This window comes from Bradyrhizobium quebecense (genome assembly GCF_013373795.3).
GTDB lineage: Bacteria > Pseudomonadota > Alphaproteobacteria > Rhizobiales > Xanthobacteraceae > Bradyrhizobium > Bradyrhizobium quebecense.
Map to the genome: position 1 here is coordinate 1,165,727 of NZ_CP088022.1, position 20,653 is coordinate 1,186,379.

General features: G+C 64.9%; 15 protein-coding genes and 1 pseudogene. 9 read left to right on the forward strand and 7 right to left on the reverse strand.

What is annotated here, in order from left to right; translation table 11 throughout:
- Window positions 1–29: 29 nt before the first annotated feature.
- Entirely contained in the window at window positions 30–713 is a 684-nt protein-coding gene (locus tag HU230_RS05475) for a pyridoxamine 5'-phosphate oxidase family protein (protein ID WP_176532564.1), read from the forward strand.
- A gap of 111 nt (window positions 714–824) precedes the next feature.
- Here the strand turns inward: HU230_RS05475 and HU230_RS05480 are convergent, their stop codons facing one another.
- Complete coding sequence (locus HU230_RS05480) at window positions 825–1,250, reverse strand: hypothetical protein (RefSeq protein ID WP_176532563.1); 426 nt, start codon at window positions 1,248–1,250, stop codon at window positions 825–827.
- 283 nt (window positions 1,251–1,533) lie between these two features.
- Between HU230_RS05480 and HU230_RS05485 the strand changes: the two genes are divergently transcribed.
- Window positions 1,534–2,706 carry a M20 aminoacylase family protein gene (locus HU230_RS05485; RefSeq protein ID WP_176532562.1) on the forward strand — a complete coding sequence of 391 codons (1,173 nt, stop codon included), beginning with the start codon at window positions 1,534–1,536 and terminating at the stop codon, window positions 2,704–2,706.
- Window positions 2,707–3,028: 322 nt separating this feature from the next.
- Here the strand turns inward: HU230_RS05485 and dapD are convergent, their stop codons facing one another.
- Both dapD and HU230_RS05495 read right to left on the reverse strand, forming a co-directional pair.
- Entirely contained in the window at window positions 3,029–4,000 is a 972-nt protein-coding gene (gene dapD, locus HU230_RS05490) for a 2,3,4,5-tetrahydropyridine-2,6-dicarboxylate N-succinyltransferase (protein ID WP_176532561.1), read from the reverse strand.
- 357 nt (window positions 4,001–4,357) lie between these two features.
- Window positions 4,358–5,539 (reverse strand): cytochrome P450, encoded by a 1,182-nt coding sequence (locus HU230_RS05495; protein ID WP_176532560.1) that lies wholly within the window; start codon window positions 5,537–5,539, stop codon window positions 4,358–4,360.
- A gap of 137 nt (window positions 5,540–5,676) precedes the next feature.
- On the opposite strand from HU230_RS05495, the gene HU230_RS05500 reads away from it, so the two are divergent.
- Complete coding sequence (locus HU230_RS05500) at window positions 5,677–6,585, forward strand: LysR family transcriptional regulator (protein WP_176532559.1); 909 nt, start codon at window positions 5,677–5,679, stop codon at window positions 6,583–6,585.
- A gap of 197 nt (window positions 6,586–6,782) precedes the next feature.
- On the opposite strand, the gene HU230_RS05505 is transcribed toward HU230_RS05500, so the two are convergent.
- Window positions 6,783–8,405 carry an inorganic phosphate transporter gene (locus HU230_RS05505; protein ID WP_176532558.1) on the reverse strand — a complete coding sequence of 541 codons (1,623 nt, stop codon included), beginning with the start codon at window positions 8,403–8,405 and terminating at the stop codon, window positions 6,783–6,785.
- 593 nt (window positions 8,406–8,998) lie between these two features.
- Window positions 8,999–10,462 carry a UdgX family uracil-DNA binding protein gene (locus HU230_RS05510; RefSeq protein ID WP_176532557.1) on the reverse strand — a complete coding sequence of 488 codons (1,464 nt, stop codon included), beginning with the start codon at window positions 10,460–10,462 and terminating at the stop codon, window positions 8,999–9,001.
- Between the two features lie 255 nt (window positions 10,463–10,717).
- Between HU230_RS05510 and HU230_RS05515 the strand changes: the two genes are divergently transcribed.
- From HU230_RS05515 to HU230_RS05530, 4 genes are all read left to right on the forward strand, one after another.
- On the forward strand, window positions 10,718–11,509 hold the full coding sequence (locus tag HU230_RS05515) for an ImuA family protein (protein WP_176532556.1): 792 nt from the start codon (window positions 10,718–10,720) through the stop codon (window positions 11,507–11,509).
- Window positions 11,403–13,181 (forward strand): Y-family DNA polymerase, encoded by a 1,779-nt coding sequence (locus tag HU230_RS05520; RefSeq protein ID WP_420840842.1) that lies wholly within the window; start codon window positions 11,403–11,405, stop codon window positions 13,179–13,181. Before HU230_RS05515 ends, HU230_RS05520 begins: the two co-directional genes overlap by 107 nt.
- Window positions 13,178–16,675, forward strand: a complete 3,498-nt coding sequence (locus HU230_RS05525; RefSeq protein WP_176532555.1) for an error-prone DNA polymerase — start codon at window positions 13,178–13,180, stop codon at window positions 16,673–16,675. The genes HU230_RS05520 and HU230_RS05525 overlap by 4 nt, the downstream gene beginning before the upstream one ends.
- 79 nt (window positions 16,676–16,754) lie before the next feature.
- A complete protein-coding gene (locus HU230_RS05530; RefSeq protein ID WP_176532554.1) occupies window positions 16,755–16,970 on the forward strand; it encodes a hypothetical protein in 216 nt (71 codons plus the stop codon).
- Window positions 16,971–17,035: 65 nt separating this feature from the next.
- On the opposite strand, the pseudogene HU230_RS43825 reads toward HU230_RS05530, so the two are convergent.
- Window positions 17,036–17,116: pseudogene (locus HU230_RS43825) on the reverse strand (3-ketoacyl-ACP reductase); the annotation flags it as partial.
- A 275-nt stretch (window positions 17,117–17,391) separates the two neighbouring features.
- Window positions 17,392–17,679: a hypothetical protein gene (locus HU230_RS05535; protein WP_050626238.1), complete on the reverse strand. Its 288-nt coding sequence runs from the start codon at window positions 17,677–17,679 to the stop codon at window positions 17,392–17,394.
- Window positions 17,680–17,832: 153 nt separating this feature from the next.
- Between HU230_RS05535 and HU230_RS05540 the strand changes: the two genes are divergently transcribed.
- Together HU230_RS05540 and HU230_RS05545 are read left to right on the forward strand one after the other, a co-directional pair.
- Complete coding sequence (locus HU230_RS05540) at window positions 17,833–19,224, forward strand: CoA transferase (protein ID WP_176532553.1); 1,392 nt, start codon at window positions 17,833–17,835, stop codon at window positions 19,222–19,224.
- A 151-nt stretch (window positions 19,225–19,375) separates the two neighbouring features.
- Entirely contained in the window at window positions 19,376–20,623 is a 1,248-nt protein-coding gene (locus tag HU230_RS05545) for an efflux RND transporter periplasmic adaptor subunit (RefSeq protein WP_176532552.1), read from the forward strand.
- The last annotated feature ends 30 nt before the right edge of the window (window positions 20,624–20,653 follow it).

Genomic DNA, 20,653 nt, shown 5'->3' on the forward strand with positions numbered 1-20,653 from the left:
CCCAGGAGATTCTGCTGCCGCTGCGCCGCATGTTCTCGCCGTGCAAAAACTTGCAGATCGGTTGCTCAACTTGCTGGAGGAGTCCTGTGGCAGATCCCGTTCGCGCCCCTTTCTACCACGACGGAATGCGTGAGTTGCAGGACCGCTTCGACGGTCGTCGCGTCGCCGACGGCCTCGAGAAGCATCGCCTCCACTTCGAATTCTGGGAACAGGAGCGCAAGCTCATCGAGGAGACGCGGTTCTTTTTCATTGCAACGAGCTATCAGGACAATGTCGATTGTTCGATGCGTTGTGGCGATCCCGGCTTCGTGAAGATCACCGGGCCCGACACGCTTGAATACCCCGAGTATGACGGCAACAACATGTACCGCACGCTCGGCAATATTCACCGCAACCCGAACGTCGGGTTGCTGTTTGTGCGCCTCGACGGCAAGACGTTTCGCGCGCGCATCCGAGGCAAGGCAACGATCCACGACGGCGCGGAAACGCTTGCCCGGCATCATGGTGCGAAGCTTGTCGTCAGCGTCAAATGCGAAATCTTCCCGAATTGCCCGCGCTACATTCCGGACATGATGGGCGCGTCAGCGGATGTGGCGGCGAATCCGTTCGTTCCTCGGCCCGGCTACGAGCCGCCCGCACCGGAATGGAAGAGCCGGGATTACCTCAAAGACGTACTTTCGAAATACGATCCGCATCGGAAACGCGACGCATAGCGAGCAGGCGAGAACGGATCTTGCTCTGCGCCGCGCTTCGAGGGCAAAGCGGACGCGGCTTCCAATCTTGCGCGCCCCAAGCGGATATGGGATCGGCGGAGCAACGCCCGATCAAGGCAGCGGCGCCATATAGGGAATGCCGCCGACCAGAACGAAGACCTGAACCGCATTGCACAGCATGCCGCCCCAATGCAGCCGGCGGAGCCGCCGCACCGCGGTGGGATCGCCAAGGTCTCTCGCGTTCGCCTCGGCATCGAGCCGCCGCAGGAACCATCGGCGCGCCAGCACCGCGAACGCCGCGATCAAGGCGATGCCAAGCGCGACGGCCGGCCGGCCCGCCGCGGCAAAGGCGAGCGTCCCGATTACACCCGAGACCGTCAGCACCAGGAAATAGGCATTGAACATGCCGCGCAGCAGGCGGGTGACGGGCGGGACGTCGAGCTTCACGAGCAGGAACGCGGGAGCCGCGAGCAGGAAGTAGCCCATCGGCACCAGCAGGATGACGGTGGAGAACAAGACCGCTTGATCCGGCGTCATGCAGCCGCGCCCTTCTTTGAAGGCTGGAGGATTTCGGTGCGGAAACCTGAAGTAGTATCCGCATGAGAAATCCCCGGCACTATTGGGCTTTGGTCGGATGCGATCCCGTCGGGCCAGACATTGGCGAACGGACGCAAGGTCGCCCAGCCCCCATGTCCTGGGCACATTCGGCATCTTATTTGCGAATGCAGGACCCAGGCCGGAGGCATGCCACATCTGTTGGGTGGACCGGCTCTTGCATGCTAGACAAGTCTTACGTCCAACCTCTGAGGCCAGAATTCTCATGCCCATCGTCAACCGCGTCGCCGATCTGCAACCCGATATCCAGGCCTGGCGCCGCAACATCCATGAAAACCCCGAACTGCTGTATGACGTGCACCGCACTGCATCATTCGTGGCCGACCGGCTGCGGGAATTCGGCTGCGACGAGGTCGTGACCGGGCTTGGCAAAACCGGCGTGGTCGGGGTCATCAAGGGCAAGAAGGGGGCGGCCAAAGGCGACGTCAAGGTGATCGGCCTGCGCGCCGACATGGACGCGCTGCCGATCCACGAGGAAACCAACCTGCCTTACGCCTCGAAGACGCCGGGCAAGATGCACGCGTGCGGCCACGACGGCCACACCGCGATGCTGCTCGGCGCGGCGCGCTATCTCGCCGAGACGCGCAATTTCGCCGGCGATGCGGTCGTGATCTTCCAGCCGGCCGAGGAGGGTGGGGCCGGCGCGGCCGCCATGATCAAGGACGGCCTGATGGACCGCTTCGGCGTCCAGCAGGTTTACGGCATGCACAACGGTCCGGGGATTGCGATCGGCTCGTTCGCGATCCGCTCCGGTCCGATCATGGCGTCCACCGACGAGGTCAATATCAACATCGAGGGGCTCGGCGGCCACGCCGCGCGGCCGCACAAATGCATCGATTCGGTGATGGTCGGCGCGCAACTGATCACCGCGCTGCAGTCGATCGTGTCGCGCAGCGTCGATCCGCTCGATTCCGCCGTGATCTCGATCTGCGAATTCCACGCCGGCAATGCCCGCAACGTGATTCCGCAGACCGCGGTCTTGCGCGGCACCGTCCGCACCCTGACCCCGGAGGTCCGGCAATTGATCGAGAAGCGCATCGGCGAAGTGGTCAAAGGCGTGGCTCAATTGACCGGCGCCCGGATCGATCTCGACTACAAGCGCGGCTATCCCGTGACCGTCAACCACGCGTCGCAGACCGAATTCGCGACCCGGATCGCCAAGGAAGTGGCCGGCGACAGCAACGTGCATCCGATGCCGCCGCTGATGGGCGGCGAGGATTTTTCGTACATGCTGGAAGCGCGGCCCGGCGCCTTCATCTTCTGCGGCAACGGCGACAGCGCCGGTCTTCATCACCCCGCCTATAATTTCAACGACGAGGCGATCGTTTACGGCACCTCGTATTTCGTGAAGATCGTGGAGGACGCGCTGGCGGCGTGATGCACGCTGTCTGCGTCGCAAATTCAACCGTCATTGCCTGCGACAAACGCGAAGCGTTTGCGCAAGGGAGCGCGGCGACGAAGCAATCCATGCTTCAGCGAGCGAAGAGATGGATTGCTTCGCGGAGCCTGTCATCGGGCGCGCGTTCGCGCGACCCGTTGGCTCGCAATGACGAGCCAGTGCGCGTACTCATGAGTTCTCATGATGTCCGCTGCGCTCCGCTAACGGCCGCCTTGTGCAGCAGCAGCAAATGACGCGAGGGGCCAGAAGGCGACGTCGCTGACGCGCCACATGTCGCCGGCGACGTCTTCGAGTGAGCTGCCTAGCCGTGAAGTTGCGAGTTGAGGCCGTCCCAATTTTCTGTGCGTCTGGTTGCCTCGAGAGCGCCGCTCTGGGAATTGCGACGAAACAGAAGGCCCTTCTGGCCTGAGAGTTCTTTGGCTTTCAGCACTCGGCCATCTTCCAAAAGGATGCGCGCGCCTGCCGTGACATAACAGCCCGCCTCGACGATACAATCGTTACCCAATGAAATGCCGATACCGGCGTTGGCGCCGATCAGGCAGCGTTCACCAACTGTAATCCGCTCTTTCCCGCCTCCGGACAGAGTGCCCATGATCGACGCTCCGCCACCAACGTCGCTGCCGCTTCCCACAACCACACCAGCGCTTATCCGGCCTTCGACCATGCAGGGACCGAGCGTACCTGCATTAAAATTGCAAAAGCCTTCATGCATGACGGTCGTGCCCGGAGCCAAGTAGGCTCCGAGCCTTACGCGATCCGCATCCGCAATTCTCACGTCCGCAGGCGTTACATAGTCAGTCATGCGCGGAAACTTGTCCACGCCTGTCACCTCAAACGCGAGCGCACGCTTTCGTGCCATCAGTCGTGCTTCCGGTACACGGGAGCATTCACAGGGACCGAGGGTCGTCCAGGCAACGTTAGGTAACAGACTGAAAATTCCATCAAGGTTCAGGCAATTCGGCTGAACGAGCCGGTGGCTCAGTAGATGGAGTCGAAGATATGCGTCGTGCGCATCAGTCGGCGCAGATGCAAGGGAGCCAACTTCCGTACGGATTGGAACGATGTCGACATTGCGGACGTCGTCGTGTCGCGCATATCCGTCTGCCGACCCACCCAACGATCTGTTGATCTCGTCCTTCGTCAGCCGTACCGTTGCCGCGTTGCCGGCCTCCGCGACCAGGCGCAGCTGAAGGAACCAGGAATCCAACACGCGACCGTCAACGGCGATCGTCGCAAATCCCTCGCCGCTCGCGCCCCTCAGCTCTATCGCCATTTAAATTGCTCACACTACGACCCTACACATAGTGCATACGCGAGTTCTCCTGGAATTGGCAACTTCTGCACGCTCAAACACGTCCGCTTTGGGCCATTTTCGACGAATTGAGCGGGGGAGCCGACGGGTGATGTCCGCTTCTGCCCGTAGGCCGGGGCCGGGCCGAGAGCGTTGCGTCCTGCCGGATCCCCGTGATTCAAACTCCCAAGCAACCGGGTCGAGAGGTTCTTCAACGGGATCGAACAATGTCTGGTAGCGACGCGCTAAGGCAGGCTTGCCGCCGACTACCTTGCCTTCGTTCAACGCGCGTCAATCAGGCCGTGGCTGCAGCTTAATGAGTCCGCGTCCCGGACGACCTCACGCATCCCATCGCACCGGCAGCGTCACCGGTCCGCGGAACACCCAGCCGCGGACGACAGGCGGCGCCTCCGCGCGGAGGCGCAAATTGGGCAAGCGCGCGAACAGCATCGGCACCACGATCTTGCCGACGGTGAGCCGCGACACCCAGGTGCCGGCACAGAAATGCGGTCCGGCGCCGAACGCCAGATGCGATTGCTTCGGTCGCGTCACGTCAAAACGATCGGGCTCGGCGAAGCGATTGCCGTCGCGGTTCGCCGCGCCGACGCAGAGCCCGATCTGAAGGCCCTCAGGCAGCGTGGTGCCGGAAAGATCGACATCGCGGGTGACGCGGCGCGGATACATACCGATCGGCGAGATCCAGCGCACCGCTTCCTCGAGCGCAGCTGGCCATAGTTCCGGCTGCGCCAGCACGCTGTCCTTCTGCGCCGGGTTTTGCAGGAGACCGAGCACGAGGGTCAGGATCGCATCGCGCGGCTCGTTCAGTCCGCCGCCGATGATCACCTTGATGTTGGCGCGGATGCCCTCGATCGGCATCGGCGGATCGGCGTTGACCATCGAGGACAGGATCGAGGGATTGGGGTGGCTGCGGTGATCGTCGAGCACCGCGTCGATCGCGGCGTCGACATCGGCGCTCGCCTGCATCGCCTTGCGCTCGATCCCGGCATCGGCTGTGTAATTGCCCGCGCCGTCGATCAGCGCCTGCGACCAGTCGGCCAGGATCTGCCACGGCATCGCGCGAAAGCCGATCATCGTCATCAGGCTGCGCGAAGCCATCGGCGCGGCGAGCGCTGAGAACAGATCGGGCTCATCGGCAGCGGACAGGTCATCGATCAGCTCTTGCGCGATCGCGGTGAATTTCGGCGCCCAATACTCCTTGATCGTGGCCGGGCGGAACGAGGGCTCGATCGCCTTGCGGCCGATCGCGTGCTCGGCGCCGTCCTTGCGCATGAAGGTCGGCCCCATCACCTTGTTGACCAGCGAGGTGGGATTGTCGGCCGAGTAGGTCGCGGGATCGCGCTCGATCCGCACGATGTCGTCGAACCGCGTCACCAGCGTCAGCCTCGCGGGCTCGACGAACACCGCCGGCGCCAGCTCGCCCAGGCGGCGGAAGATCGGATAGGGGTCGTCGAGCAGATCCTGATACGCGATGTCGGTGACGACGGGCACAGTGCTGGTCATTGGTCCTCCCGGGGCGCTTTTTGCGAAGGCTAGCGCTTGGGGCCGTCATCGTTCAATTCGATGAGATCGATATCATCCATCGAATTATTCAATGACATCGTGCTAGGCTGGGCCGCCAGCAAGGCGGGAGGTGCAGCGTGGCGGCCAATTCCTCGATCGATCCGATCGACATCGGGACCTTGCGGACGCTTGTGCTGGTCTACGACCTGCAGTCGTTCTCGGCGGCTGCCAAGCGGCTCGACGTCAACCAGTCCACCATCAGCTATGCGGTCGAGCGGCTGCGCGGCGCGCTCGGTGATCCCTTGTTCGTCCGCAACGGCAATGGCGTGATGGCGACCGAGCGCTGCGCGGCGCTGGTCAGCTGGGCGCGGGACATGATCGGCGAGATCGATGGGCTCGCCTCACCGGTCGAATTCGATCCGGCGACGGCGCAGGGCAGCGTGACGATCTCCTGCAACTATCACGAACGCCAGACCCTGATCCCGCAATTCAGTGCGCGGCTACGTGCCGGCGCGCCGCGGGTCCGCCTCGTGCTGCTCGACGCCGCGGGCCATGGCGACGTCCATCTCAAGCAGAACCAGTGCGACATCGTGCTCGGTCCGGTCGGGGTCGTCGGCGAAAGCTTCTTCCGGCGCCATATCCTCACCGATTACTATGTCTGCGTGATGGATCCGGCCAATCCGCTGGCGCGCGGCCGGATCGCATTATCGGCCTACGCCAAGGCCGAACACGTCTTCATCACCCATAGCGGCGAGTGGCAGCCGCTTTATCTCGAGGCGCTCAAGGCGAGGGAGATCGAGATCGAGCCCGCGGTCAGCCTTCCGAACCACGACAGTCTGGAGCGCATCGTCGCCGGCACAAGGCTCGTTGCGACGATCCCGCATCACCTGGCGCGGGCGATACGCGGCGGCCTGCACGTCGCGTCGCTGCCGTTCCGGGGGCCGATCTCGATCGACATGTATTGGAGCGCCCGGACGGCCAAGTCCGGCCTGCACAAATGGGCGCGCGGTCTGCTGGCGGAGGTCGCCAAGGCTTGCGCGGCTTGACCAAGCTACGTGACGCTTGCGCTCTATCTAGCCTGTTCGTCATTGCGAGCGCAGCGAAGCAATCCATCACGTCACTTGCGGAGGCATGGATTGCTTCGCTGTGCTCGCAATGACGGCAATACCCAAAAAAGAAAAGGCCCGCAACAATGGCGCGGGCCTTTTGCCCGGCGCGTTGCCGCGCCGAAAGCGTGTCGGCATCAGAACACGTGGTAGAACACGTAGTACAGACAGCCCGAGATGATCATCGCGGCGGGCAGGGTCAGCATCCAGGCCATCGCGATATTGCGGATCGTCGACCATTGCAGGCCGGAGCCGTTGGCGGCCATGGTGCCGGCAATGCCTGACGACAGCACGTGTGTGGTCGAGACCGGCAGGCCGTAGCCGTCGGCCGCCGCAATCGTCGCGGCCGCCGTGATCTCGGCGCAGGCGCCCTGCGCGTAGGTCAGGTGGGTCTTGCCGATCTTCTCGCCGACGGTGACGACGATCCGCTTCCAGCCGACCATGGTGCCGAGGCCGAGCGCGATGGCGACGGCGAACTTCACCCAGCTCGGGATGAACTTTGTCGCGCTGTCGAGCGAGCCCTTGTACTCGTTCAGCGTGGCGACCTCGGCGGCAGTCAGCTCGGCTTCCTTGTCCTTCATCAGGAAGCGGATCGCCTCGGACGCCAGGTACATGTCGTTACGGGTGTTGCCGACCGCGTCGGCCGGGAACTTGGCCAGCGAGCCATACTGGGCAACCTGCTGGCCGATGTCACGCACCAGCATCGCGAGCGACGGATAGGTGCCTTCGTTGATCTGGTGCTGCGCGACATAGTTGGTCACGGCCGGGCGCGGATTGCCGATCACATTGTAACCGGCGGCCTTGCCTTCGATGACCTTGCTGGCCGAGGTGGAATGCGCGGCGAACTGCTCGATCTGGCTCGCGGGCAGCGCGCGGTTCAGCGCGTAGGCGGTCGGCACGGTGCCGATCAGGATCAGCATGATCAGGCCCATGCCCTTCTGACCGTCGTTCGAGCCGTGGAAGAAGCTGACCAGCGTGCAGGTCAGGATCAGGATGCCGCGGATCCACCACGGCGGCGGCTGGTTGCCGACCGGCTCGCCGAACAGCGCCGGCGTCGCGCGCGCCAGCACGATCTTGAGGATGTAGAGCAGGCCGGCGGCGAGCGCGAAGCCGAACAGCGGCGACAGCAGCAGCGCCTTGGCGATGTTGGTCGCCTGCGACCAGTCAACACCGGAGGTGCCGTCGCGGCCTCGCAGCAGCGCGTTGGTGATGCCGACGCCCATGATCGAGCCGATCAGGGTGTGCGAGCTCGAGGCCGGCAAGCCGAGCCACCAGGTGCCGAGATTCCAGATGATGGCGGCGATCAGCAGCGCGAACACCATCGCAAAGCCGGCGCTGGAGCCGACCTGCAGGATCAGTTCGACCGGAAGCAGCGACACGATGCCGAACGCGACGGCGCCGCTCGAGAGCAGCACGCCGATCAGGTTGAAGATGCCCGACCAGACCACGGCGACATGCGCCGGCAGCGAGCGGGTGTAGATCACGGTGGCGACCGCGTTGGCGGTGTCGTGGAAGCCGTTGACGAATTCGAAGCCGAGCGCGATCAGCAGCGCGACGAACAGCAGGATGTAGGGCAGGAACGAGGTGATGCGCGTACCGGTGGCGTCGACGTCGACATAGATGCTGTAGGCAACAAACAGCAGCGCGGCCGCAACCACGCCCAAATAGATGACGCCGGTCAGAGGATGAAAGCCCTTGTCGAGGTCCGGTCCCTTTTTCAGGGCGGGCTCGATCGAGCCGGGTAACGCCATATCGCTCATGGTAAACTCCTGTCCCAATGCCGCCGATTTTGATCGATGCATATGACAGGCAATTGAAATCCGGCCCGCGAAATGAGCCGGCCCACCCATGACGGTGGACATCCCGCCGAATTGTTGTGCAACGCATTGAAGGTCCACGGGCCTTCGCGGCCTCGTGGCAATCTTCAGCAACAGACGATCACCGATCGCGCAATGATCGTGACTGAGGTCACCGTCCGGGTTTCGCGGAGCGAGACATGTGGAAGGTGAGGACGCCGGCAGCGAGACGTCGGGCCCGTGAAGCCACGCCACGGGGAATCGAGGTCACCGGAAAACCTGGCAACCAGGAATTCAAATAACCAGAAATCCAGCGCGTGCTGCGGACGAGTGAGTGAGGAGGGAGGATTGCGAGATGAGGTGGCGCGCCGCACGATTGGGGCTAGCAAACCGTGCAGTGCGCCCGCCTCAGGTACGTCATGGCGTGAACATGACGCCCGATACCTATGGAACATGTCACAGTACCACGGATCAATTAAAGGTTGTAGGTATTTGTCAGCGTCCAGAAACAATTTCACGTTGAAGTGTTGTCCCTGGTTCCGCCGGTTTGGCGCAACTCAGGCCGCGCGGGCCGGATTGCGCAACTGATCTGCGGCAATTTTCAGATCGTCGACAAAACGCTGATATTCCAGCGCTCTGGCTTTCTCGTCGGGCAGCCGCAACAGGTAGGACGGGTGTACGGTGACGAGCACCTTGGTTCCGTCGTGATCGATCAGGCGGCCGCGGTTCTTGTTGATCGGGGTGATCTTGCCGAGCACGCTCTGCGCTGCGGTGGCGCCGAGCGCCACCACGAGTTCCGGCCTGATGGCGTCAAGCTCGCGTGCGTACCACTGGCGGCAGGCGCGGATCTCCGGCGTGCCCGGCTTCTGGTGCAGCCGGATCTTGCCGCGCGGCACGAATTTGAAGTGCTTCACCGCGTTGGTGATGTAGACCTTGGCGCGCGCGATGCCGGCGTTCTCAAGCGCGCGATCGAGCATCTGCCCGGCCGGTCCGACAAAGGGATGGCCTGCGAGATCTTCCTTGTCGCCGGGCTGCTCGCCGACCAGCATCAGCGACGCGTCTTGTGGCCCTTCTCCGAACACGGTCTGGGTTGCGTCCTTCCATAGCGGGCAGGCGCGGCAATCGGCGGCCTCTTCGCGCAAGGCAGCGATCGTGTCGTGAGCTTGTTTGTCTTGGATCTGCTTGTCTTTGACTTGTTTGTCTCGGGCTTGCTTGCGGGCCATCGGCTCATCCTGCGGCTTCAGCGGCGCGGCCGCCTTGCGTGCAATGAAGGGGCCGCTGGTCATGCGCATGGCGTCTTCGATCAGCGGCTTAATGATCGAGTCCTCGGGCAGGTTCCTCCAATAGGCCTGCGGCATCTCCATCACTTTCAGCCGTGCGGGATTGAAGAGGCCGTTGTCATGACGCCGCCAAGCCTCCTCGAGCCGATCCTCGCTCGGCACCTCGGATTTGGCGATGCCCGGCGAGATCGAGATCGCGTGCCCGTCCCAATGCGCGCAGACGTCGGGAGTCAGGATCGACCACGGCATGTCGGCGAAGCGGCCGGCGAAGAAAGGTGCGGCGAGCTCGACGATGCGATGCTCCGGCTCGAACCAGGCGACGTAATGCGCCGTCCGCTCGCGGCCGATCTCGCGGAAGCGGAGCTGTGCGTGCATCCTGTCGATGTCGCCATAGACCGCGCGCGCCATCGCGTGGACCTCGGCGACGTCAGGATCATCAGTTGCGCTGAGCAGATCGTGATGGCTGCGCAGCCGCCACAGCAGGCGATAGAGCAGGGCGAAGCGCTCGTCGTTGCGATGCAGGATCGCGGCCTTTGCAAGCTCGACGAATATGGCTGTCACGTTGAACCGCGCCTGTGGCGCATCGGGCAAGTCATTCACGCAGGAGGCTGACGACAGTTCGTCGTCCTTGCGTACGGTCCACGTGACCTCCGCAGGCTTCACATCATTCAGCGCCAATCGCCGCGCGGCCTTGCGCCAGCCCTCGAAATCGGTGTCGTTGTCGAGCACGATGATACGCATGCGGTTGCTCCGTTTCCGTCACGCCGCCATTTTGGGGGCCTGCGCGCCTGACTTGCGGAAGAGCAGGGCCCATCCGGTTCGGCGGCTGCTGAATCCCATTGATTCCATTCATGAATCGATGGGCTCACCAATCCGATTGACTCCGCGGGCCCTGTTAGCTTTATATTAGAACATATCATGAACAAATGGGCCAGTCCCTGGTTCTCTGTTCTGGTCAGTGACGGCCTCAAATTTTCAGGTGGAAGGAGCGGCGCAATGAATGGCGCACGCACGGGTACGCTTGCGTCTCTGCGCGGCAGCATCGCGCGCATCGAGGCGCCATCGGAGGCGGCGATGCCGAATCGCATCGCGCTTGGACACACGAGCGCGGACGCGATGCTGCGCGGCGGGCTTGCACCGGCCGCGCTGCACGAGGTGTTCGCGGCCGGCCATCAAGGCGGCGCGGCGACCGGCTTCATCGCCGGGCTCGCCGGGCGGGTGTCAGCGCGCAAGCCGCTGGTCTGGGTGCGGCAGGATTTTTCCGATCGCGAAAACGGCGCGCTATCGATGCGCGGGCTCGCCGAACTCGGCCTCGATCCGCGCCTCTTGGTCACCGTGCGTGCCGCCGATGTCGACAGCGGCCTGCGCACCGCGGCCGACGCGCTCGCCTGCGATGCGCTCGGCGCGGTCGTGCTCGAGATCTGGGGCCATGCGCGCCAGCTCGATCTCGTCGCCAGCCGCAAACTGACCTTGGCTGCGCAAGCCTCCGGCGTCACCGCGCTGGTGCTGCGGATCGCAGCGACGGCGATCCCCTCGACCGCGGAGACGCGCTGGATCGTGCGCGCGGCGCATTCGCCGCCCGGCAATGCGGCTTGCGCCTGGGGCGCGCCGCGCTTCGAGGCCGAACTCGTGCGCAACCGTCATGGCCCGGTCGGGCGATGGATCATGGAATGGAAATGTGATGAGTGCCAATTCAGTGAACCGTCGGCGTATCCTCAGCCTGTGGCTGCCACGCCTGCCCATCGACCGCATCAAGCGCAAGCTCGCGCAGTCCGTCTCGCAAGCTGATGCACGGGAGGTCGTAGGGCTCCCTCTCCCGCTTGCGGGGGAGGGCTGGGGTGGGGGTCTCGCCACGAGTCCCGCTGAGGAGAGAGCCCCCACCCGGATCGCATCTCGCGATGCGATCCGGCCTCCCCCGCAAGCGGGAGAGGCGAAGAAAGAACTTCGCTTTCTGCTGCAAGCGACAACAGTGCAAAAACTCCCCAGCATCGTGGTCGCAAAGGACCGCAACGCGATCCTGCTGCACGCGATCGACGAAGCGGCGGTGCGCGCCGGGCTGTCGATCGGGCTGCCGCTCGCCAATGCGCGGGCGATCTGCCCGGAGCTCACGGTCTACGACGCCGATCCCGCCGCCGATCTGAAGACGCTGAACGACATTGCCGACTGGTGCGACCGTTTCACGCCGCTGGTCGCGCTCGATCCGCCTTACGGGCTGTTCCTCGACATCACCGGCTGCGCGCATCTGTTCGGCGGCGAGCGCGCGCTGCTGCAGATCGTCATCAATGCGCTGAGCCGGCGCGGCTTTGCCGTCAGCGCGGCGATTGCCGGCACCTCGATCGCGGCGCGCACGCTGACGCGCTACGCCTCGGGGCAGATCATTGCCGATGGCGCTGAGGCGGAGGCCGTCGGCCCGCTGCCGGTGTCGGCGCTCGGCGCCGATCCTGCCGTCACCACCGGCCTGCGCCGCGCCGGCCTGAAGACCATCGGCGATGTCGCCTCGCGCGCGCCGCATGAGATCTCGGCGCGGTTCGGCGCTGATTTCACGACCTTGCTCGGCCACGCGCTCGGGCAGGGCGATGCCCCGATCAGCCCGCGCAAGCCGCTGCCCGATTACATCGTCGAGAAACGTTTCCCCGAGCCCATCGCGACCGACACCGTGATCGCGCTGACACTCTCAAGCCTCGCCAAGACGCTGGTTGCGGCGATGGACAAGCAGGGCAAGGGCGCGCGGCAGCTGGAAGCGAGCTTCTTCCGCACCGACGGCGCCGTGCGCGCGATCATGGTCGAGACCGGGCGTCCGGTGACGCGGCCGGAGATGATCGACCGCCTGTTCCGCGAGCGGCTCGATGCGCTCAACGATCCGCTCGATCCCGGCTTCGGCTTCGATCTCATCCGCCTCGCCGCAGGGCGTACCGAGATCGTGGTGCAGCAGCAGCGCGACCTCGACACCACCGTGCACGGCAATGACGAGATCTCGGCGCTGATCGACCGCATCGCCGCCCGCATCGGGGGCAAACGCGTCGTCGTGCATCTGCCGCTCGAGAGCCACATCCCCGAACGCGCTGCGCTCGTGCTGCCGGCGCAGCATCATCTGGCCGCGGCGAGCGCGGCCGCCTGGCCGGACCGCGTCGCCGGCGAGCCGCCGCTGCGACCGCTCAGGCTGTTCGAGCGGCCCGAGCCCATCAAGGTGCCGTTCGCGAGCGTGCCGGACGGTCCGCCGCACCAGTTCACCTGGCGGCGCGCCTTGCATGCGGTGGTGCGGGTCGAAGGCCCCGAGCGCATCGCGATGGAATGGTGGAAGCAGGACGGCGCGGCGCTGACGCGCGACTACTTCCGCGTCGAGGATGCCGAGGGCCAGCGCTTCTGGATCTTTCGCGACGGCCTCTACGAGAGCGAGCTGCGCGACGAGGCGGGCGAGCCGGTCCCGGCCAACTGGTATGTGCACGGGCTGTTCGCATGACGACGCCAGCGCCCGACTATGCCGAGATCGGCATCACCAGCAATTTCTCCTTCCTGCGCGGCGGCTCCGATCCGCGCGCCTATGTGCATCAGGCGAGCGAACTCGGGATTCCCGTGATCGGGCTCGCCGATCACAACACGCTGGCCGGCGTGGTGCGCGCCTGGAAGGAGCTCGACAGCGACAAGGTCGCCCATCCGCCCAAGCTTCTGATCGGCGCCCGCATCGTCTTCATCGATGGCACGCCCGACATCCTGGTCTATCCGCGCGACCGCGCCGCCTACGGCCGGCTGTGCCAATTGCTCACCCGCGGCAAGCGCGGCGGCGGCATCGAGCGGATCGAGAAGGGCGACTGCCGTCTCGCTCTGTCCGATCTCGTCGACTTCGCCGAAGGTCAGCTCCTGGTGCTGGCGCTGCCGCATCGGTTCGAGGCGGAGAAAGCGCTCGATGTGCTCGCGCAACTCAAGGCCAGTGCCGCCGATGGCGTCTGGCTCGCGGCAAGCCTGCTCTATCGCGGCGACGACAGGCGCCGCCTCGCGCGGATGCATGGCCTCGCTGCTGATGCCGGCGTGCCGCTGCTCGCTACCAACGAGGTGCTCTATCACCATCCCGCCCGCCGCCCGTTGCAGGATGTGCTGACCTGCATCCGCGAAAAGACCACGATCGAGGCTGTCGGTCGCAGGCTCGAGGCCAATGCCGAGCGGCATCTCAAGCCGGCGCATGAGATGGCGAGGCTGTTCCGCGATCTGCCGGATGCGATCGCGGAGACCATGCGCTTTGCCAAACGCATTTCTTTCTCGCTCGACCAGCTCAAATACCAGTATCCCGACGAGCCGGTGCCGCCGGGCAAGACCGCGCAGCAGCATCTGGAGGACCTGACCTGGGCCGGCGTCGATAAATATTTCGGCGGCACGATCGACGAAAAACTTCGCGCCACCCTGAACAAGGAGCTCGCGCTGATCGCCGAGCTGAAATACGCGCATTACTTCCTCACCGTGCACGACATCGTGCACTATGCACGCAGCCAGAACATCCTGTGCCAGGGCCGGGGCTCGGCGGCCAATTCGGCGGTGTGCTACGTACTTGGCGTCACCTCGGTCGATCCGACCAAGGTCGATCTGCTGTTCGAGCGCTTCATCTCCAAGGAGCGGCTGGAGCCGCCCGACATCGACGTCGATTTCGAGCATTCGCGGCGCGAGGAGGTGATGCAATATGTCTATCGCCGCTACGGCCGCCACCGCGCCGCCATCATCGCCACCATCATCCATTATCGCCCGCGCAGCGCGATCCGCGACGTCGGCAAGGCGCTCGGGCTGACCGAGGACGTCACCGCCGCACTCGCCGACACCGTGTGGGGCAGCTGGGGCAAGGGCCTCAACGACATGCAGGTGCGGCAGGCCGGGCTCGACCCGAAGAATGCGATGATCAATCTCGCGGTCGAACTCGCCACCGAGCTGATCGAGTTTCCGCGCCATCTCTCGCAGCATGTCGGCGGCTATGTGCTGACCCAGGACCGGCTCGACACCTATGTGCCGATCGGCAATGCCGCGATGGACGACCGCACCTTCATCGAATGGGACAAGGACGACGTCGACGCGCTTCACATGATGAAGGTCGACGTGCTGGCGCTGGGCATGCTGACCTGCATCCGCAAATGCTTCGACCTGATCGATGACCACAAGGGCAAGCGCTGGGAGCTCGCCTCGGTCCCGCAGGACGAAAAAGAAGTCTACGACATGCTGTGCCGCGGCGAGTCGCTCGGCGTGTTCCAGGTCGAGAGCCGCGCCCAGATGAACATGCTGCCGCGCTTGAGGCCGCGCACCTTCTACGATCTCGTCATCGAGGTTGCGATCGTGCGTCCGGGTCCGATCCAGGGCGACATGGTGCATCCTTATCTCAGGCGGCGGAACAAGCAGGAGCAGGAGATCTATCCGGCTCCGTCGCCCGAGCACGGCTCACCGGATGAGCTCTACAATGTCCTGCACAAGACGCTCGGCGTGCCGCTGTTCCAGGAGCAGGCGATGCGGATCGCGATCGAGGCGGCGCATTTCACGTCGGAGGAAGCCAACGGCCTGCGCCGCTCGATGGCGACCTTCCGCAACCTCGGCACCATCGGCACCTACGAGGAGAAGCTGGTCGGCAACATGGTGGCGCGCGGCTACGATCCGGATTTCGCCCGCAGTTGCTTCGACCAGATCAAGGGTTTTGGCTCCTACGGCTTCCCGGAAAGCCACGCCGCGAGCTTCGCGCAGCTCGTCTACATCTCCTCATGGCTGAAGCACCATCATCCCGATGCGTTCTGCTGCGGCCTGCTCAACTCGCAGCCGATGGGCTTCTATGCCCCGGCGCAGATCGTCGGCGACGCCCGCAAGAACGGCGTCACGGTGCGCGAGGTCGATGTCTCCTTCAGCTTTGCGCAGAACACGCTGGAGGAGCGCGACGGGAAGCATTGCGCAGTGCGGCTCGGCTTCCGCCAGATCGACGGCTTTCATTGGCTGGATGAGGACGAGGAGCGGTTGAAGCGGATGCAGGCCAGCCACAAAGAGGCTGTGCTTCCTCTCCCCCTTGCGGGGGAGGGGTGGGGTGGGGGTCTCTCCACGAGTCACGCTGAGGAGAGAGCCCCCACCCGCAGCGCATCCGCGCTGCGGCCTCTCCCGCAAGCGGGAGAGGCGAAGCAAGAACTCGACTGGGCCGACCGCATCGTCGCCGCGCGCAATCGCCGGCCGTTCACGTCGCTGGAGGACTTCGCCCGTGACACCGCTCTCCCCAAGCGCGCGCTGATCCTGCTCGCCGACGCCGATGCGTTCCGCTCGCTCGGGCTCGATCGCCGCGAGGCGCTGTGGGCGGTGCGGCGGCTGCCCGACGATGTGCCGCTGCCGCTGTTCGAGGTCGCCACCGCGCGCGAGCAGCCGGATGAGGGCGCAAAACCGCTGCCGGAGATGCCGCGTCCCGAGCAGGTGGTCGCCGACTATCAGACCATCCGCCTGTCGCTCAAGGGCCATCCGATGGAATTCTTGCGCGAGATGTTCACCAGAGAGCGCGTCGTCGCCTGCCACACCATCAACCGCAGCAACGACCGCCGCCGCGTCAGCTGCGCCGGCGTCGTGCTGGTGCGGCAGCGGCCGGGCAGCGCCAAGGGCGTCGTGTTCATGACGCTGGAGGACGAGACCGGCATCGCCAACATCGTGGTGTGGCCGAAGGTGATGGAGCAGTATCGGAAAGAGGTGATGGGTGCGCGCCTGATCCTGGTCGAGGGCTATATCCAGAGCAGCCCCGAGGGCGTGACGCATCTGGTGGCGCAGCGCATGACCGACCGTTCCCACGATCTGATCGGCCTCGCCAACGAATCTCTCAGCAGCAAGCACCCGGTGCCGGCGGGCCCGGCGCTGATCGAGCCGCTCAACGACGATCGCCGCGATCACGGCGACAACTCGCCGCAAAGGATCCGCCACCCCCGCAACGTCCGCATCCTGCCGCCGTCACGGGATTTTCATTGAGGCCGGCGCGGGCCTCGATTTGACGCAGATCAAAGGCACCGCGGAGCTCCCGTAAGACAAAGGAAAAAAGGAGGCCGGGATGTCCGCAGCCGAGATCGCGAAGCTTCATTTCTCAGCGGCACTTGCCGAAGCGGAGGCGGCCGGGCTGGATCAAGACAGCCTCTGCCGCTCGCTGCTTGGCCTCGTCGTCTCGAAATATCTTGAAGCCAGGAGCGTCTCCGACGTCCAGTCGGAGCTTCGCTTCGTCGCCGACAATTGCGACCCTGACACGGACTTCGCGTTCATGCGCCCGTAGCACATGAAGCGGAGGGCGGATTACGCCTTCGGCTAATCCGCCCTATGGTTCTACGAACTTTCTCTCTAGAAATTCACCCGGTTCGAGATCGCGCCGTCGACGACGAGGTTCGAGCCGGTCGTGAACGAGGAGGCCGGGCTCGCCAACACGCGCAGGGAAAGCCGGATTGCTCCGGTTACACCTGTGGTCCTACCCCCGAGCTTTCTACCTTTTGCTCGGGGCCCATGGGTGCGATCGGCACCCGGCTTTCCCTGCGCCCTCTGTTCACGAGAGGGCGACACACGAAGCAAACCTCGGGCGGATCACGCCGCGAGAGTGCTCATCCGCGGCTTACGTGCGAATGCTTACACGAAGCTTACAACCGGCTGCCATCCGATCGGTCTTGCGTTCGCAAGCGGATGAATTCTTCGGCAGCTGCATGCTATTCCACCGCGGCCCCCACCGGCGGTCCGCCCGGCGGGCGGTGCAGGAAGGTGATCGACGCATAGGCGCCGACCCACGAGCCGGCCGCTGCGAAGGCGACGTAGAGCCAGTTCTCGGTGTAGCTGATCACCGCATAGGAGGAGAGCACGTACCAGACGCTGCTCCAGGTCGCAGCCGGCACGCGCTTGCGCGCGACGACCGCCGAGGTGAACATGACGTAGACCGCGTCGGTCGCCGCGGTCGCGAGGAAGACGCCGCCGGCGGTGAGGGGATCGATGGCAGCCATTGCAACTCCTGTTCGGGTCGGGCAGAGCTAAGGCATGGTCCGGAAAAGTGTGAAACGGTTTTCCGAGAAGATGATGCCAAATACGGGTTGAGATTGGGCATTGCCATTTTGTCATCATGCTCGGGCATAGAATAATCGCAAACAGGAATGCGCATGCAGGACATCCGTGAAATCCTTTCCGATGTCTGGACCGGCACCGGTGGCGCGCCGTCCGCGCTCGATGCGGTCACGCTGACCGGCAGCGAGCCGCAGTTGCCGTCGTCGTTTCGGGTCGCAGCGGCGGCGCAGGTACCGATTGCCGCGGCGGGCCTTGCGGCGGCCGAGATCTGGAAAGCCCGCAGCGGCGAGCAGCAGGATGTCGCGGTCGACATGCGCCATGCCGTCGTCGAATGCCGCAGCGAGCGTTATCTGCGGGTCGACGACAAGCCGCCGCCGCCGGCCTGGGACAAGATCGCCGGCGTCTACCGTGTCCGCGACAACCGCTTCGTCCGCCTGCACACCAATTTCCCGCATCACCGCGACGCCGTCTGCAAGGTGCTGGGCTGCAACGCCGAGCGCGACGAGGTCCAGGCCGCGCTGCTGCAATGGGACGGCGAGGCGTTCGAGACCGCGGCCTATGCGGCCGGCGGCGTCGTCGCCTTGATGCGCTCATATGACGAGTGGTCAGCAACGCCGCATGCGGGAGAACTTGCAAGACTGCCGCTGATCTCGATCGAGAAGATCGGCGAGGCTGCGCCAAGGCCGTGGCCCGCTGGGAAGCGGCCGCTGGCCGGCATCCGGGTGCTCGATCTGTCGCGCGTGATCGCGGGTCCCGTCGCCGGCCGCACGCTCGCCGCGCATGGCGCCGACGTGCTGCTGATCTCCGGTCCCGATCTGCCTGATATCCCCTGGCTCACCATCGACACCGGCCGCGGCAAGCTGACGAGCTTTCTCGAGCTGCGCAGCGAGGAGGGGCGCGCCGTGATGCGCGGTCTCGTCGCGCAGGCCGATGTTCTCTCGCAGGGCTATCGCCCCCAGGCGATTGCGCGGCTCGGCTTCTCGCCGGAGGAAGCGGCCCGCATCAATCCCGGGATCGTCTATGTGACGCTCTCGGCCTATGGCCATGCCGGTCCATGGGCGGAGCGCCGCGGCTTCGACTCGCTAGTGCAGACCACGACCGGCTTCAATCATGCCGAGGGGCAGGCCGCCGGCGTCGATGGACCGAAGGAATTGCCGGCCCAGATGCTCGACCACGCCACGGGATACTTCATGGCGTTCGGCGCCATGATGGCCAGGGCACGCCAGGCACGCGAGGGCGGCAGCTGGCATGTCCGGGTGTCGCTGGCGCAAACCGGGCGCTGGCTGTGGAATCTCGGCCGGCTCGAAGGGGGCCTTGCCACCGAGGATCTGAAGGCGGATGCGGTGCAGCCCTACATCGAGCGGCTTCCGTCCGGCTTTGGCACGCTGAGTTCGGTCCGGCACGCCGCCATCCTGTCGCGCACCCCGGCCCATTGGTCCCGTCCGGCGATGCCGCTCGGCAGCAATCCCCCGGAGTTTCCCGGATGAGACGTTCAGTCGCCGTTCAGGCTATCCGAACTTTAACGACGCGCACCGCCGAAGTGCGATTTTTAGGTTGTTTGAAACGCCAAATCGGCACTATTAGCGCACCGCTGGGGCTGTCCCGCCGGAAGCTGCAACGATCGACCCCGCGGACCGCATGCTGAAAGAGTTTACCAAGCGAATGCAGAGCTTTAGCCGCCCGCGCCTGCTCGTGGCCACGGCGGTGCTGGTGGTCGCCTGCGCGGGCGCCTATGGCTACACCCGGTTCGGCTCGGACAAGCAGACGCCGTCGGAGGTCTCCAGCCAGTCCCGCAAGGGCGGCACGCGCTATGCGCCATCGCCCGCCGAGTGGGCCAGCCTGACCTTGCAGACCGTGGCCGAGCACACCTTCCGCTCCGAACTGGTGACCGAGGGCAAGATCGGGATCGACGAGGACCGCTCCACCCCGGTCTACTCGCCCTATACCGGGCGGGTGACCCGCCTCCTGGTGCGGCCGGGTGATACCGTGGTGAAGGGGCAGCCGCTGTTCGTGATCGAAGCGGCCGACACCGTGCAGGCGCAGAACGACTACGTCGCCGCGATGACCGGCCTCAACAAGGCCCAGTCGGCGCTCGACCTGGCGCAGATCCAGGAGAGGCGCGCCAAGGACCTGTCCGAGGGCAAGGCAATCCCGCTGAAGGATTATCAGACTGCGCAAGCGGCGCTGGTGCAGGCGCAGAACGATGCGCGCTCGGCGCAGACGCTGCTGGAGGCCGCGCAGAACAAGCTGCACATCCTCGGTTTCGGCGACGAAGCCATCACGACCTTGCAGCAGAAGGGCCGCCTCAATCCGGAGACGACGGTGTTCGCGCCGATCGGCGGCACCGTGGTCCAGCGCAAGGCCGGCCCCGGCCAGTATGTCTCGACCGGCGCCAGCGACCCGGTCTATGTAATCGGCGATCTCTCGACGGTCTGGCTGATCGCCTTTGTCCGCGAATCCGACGCCGACAATGTCGCGGTCGGGCAGGACCTGAGCTTCAGCGTGATGGCGCTGCCGGGCAAGGTGCTGAACGCGCGGGTCAACTATGTCGCCGCCGCGATCGACGCGACCTCGCGCCGGCTCCTGGTCCGCGCCACCATCGACAACGCCGACAATCGGCTGAAGCCCGAGATGTTCGCCAATGTGACGCTGTATTCGAAGGGCGACCACCCGGCGGTCGGCGTGCCGAAACAGGCGCTGATCTACGAGGGCGACCAGGTTCGCGTCTGGGTCGCGAAGGCCGACGACAAGACCATCGAGCTGCGCCAGATCAAGCCCGGCCTCATCAATGGCGACCTCGTCGAGGTCGCCGGCAATCTCAAGCCGGGCGAGCAGATCGTGACGAAGGGAAGCCTCTTCATCGACCGCGCCGCATCTGGCACTTAAGACGCATGATCCGGAAAAGGGGAAACCGGC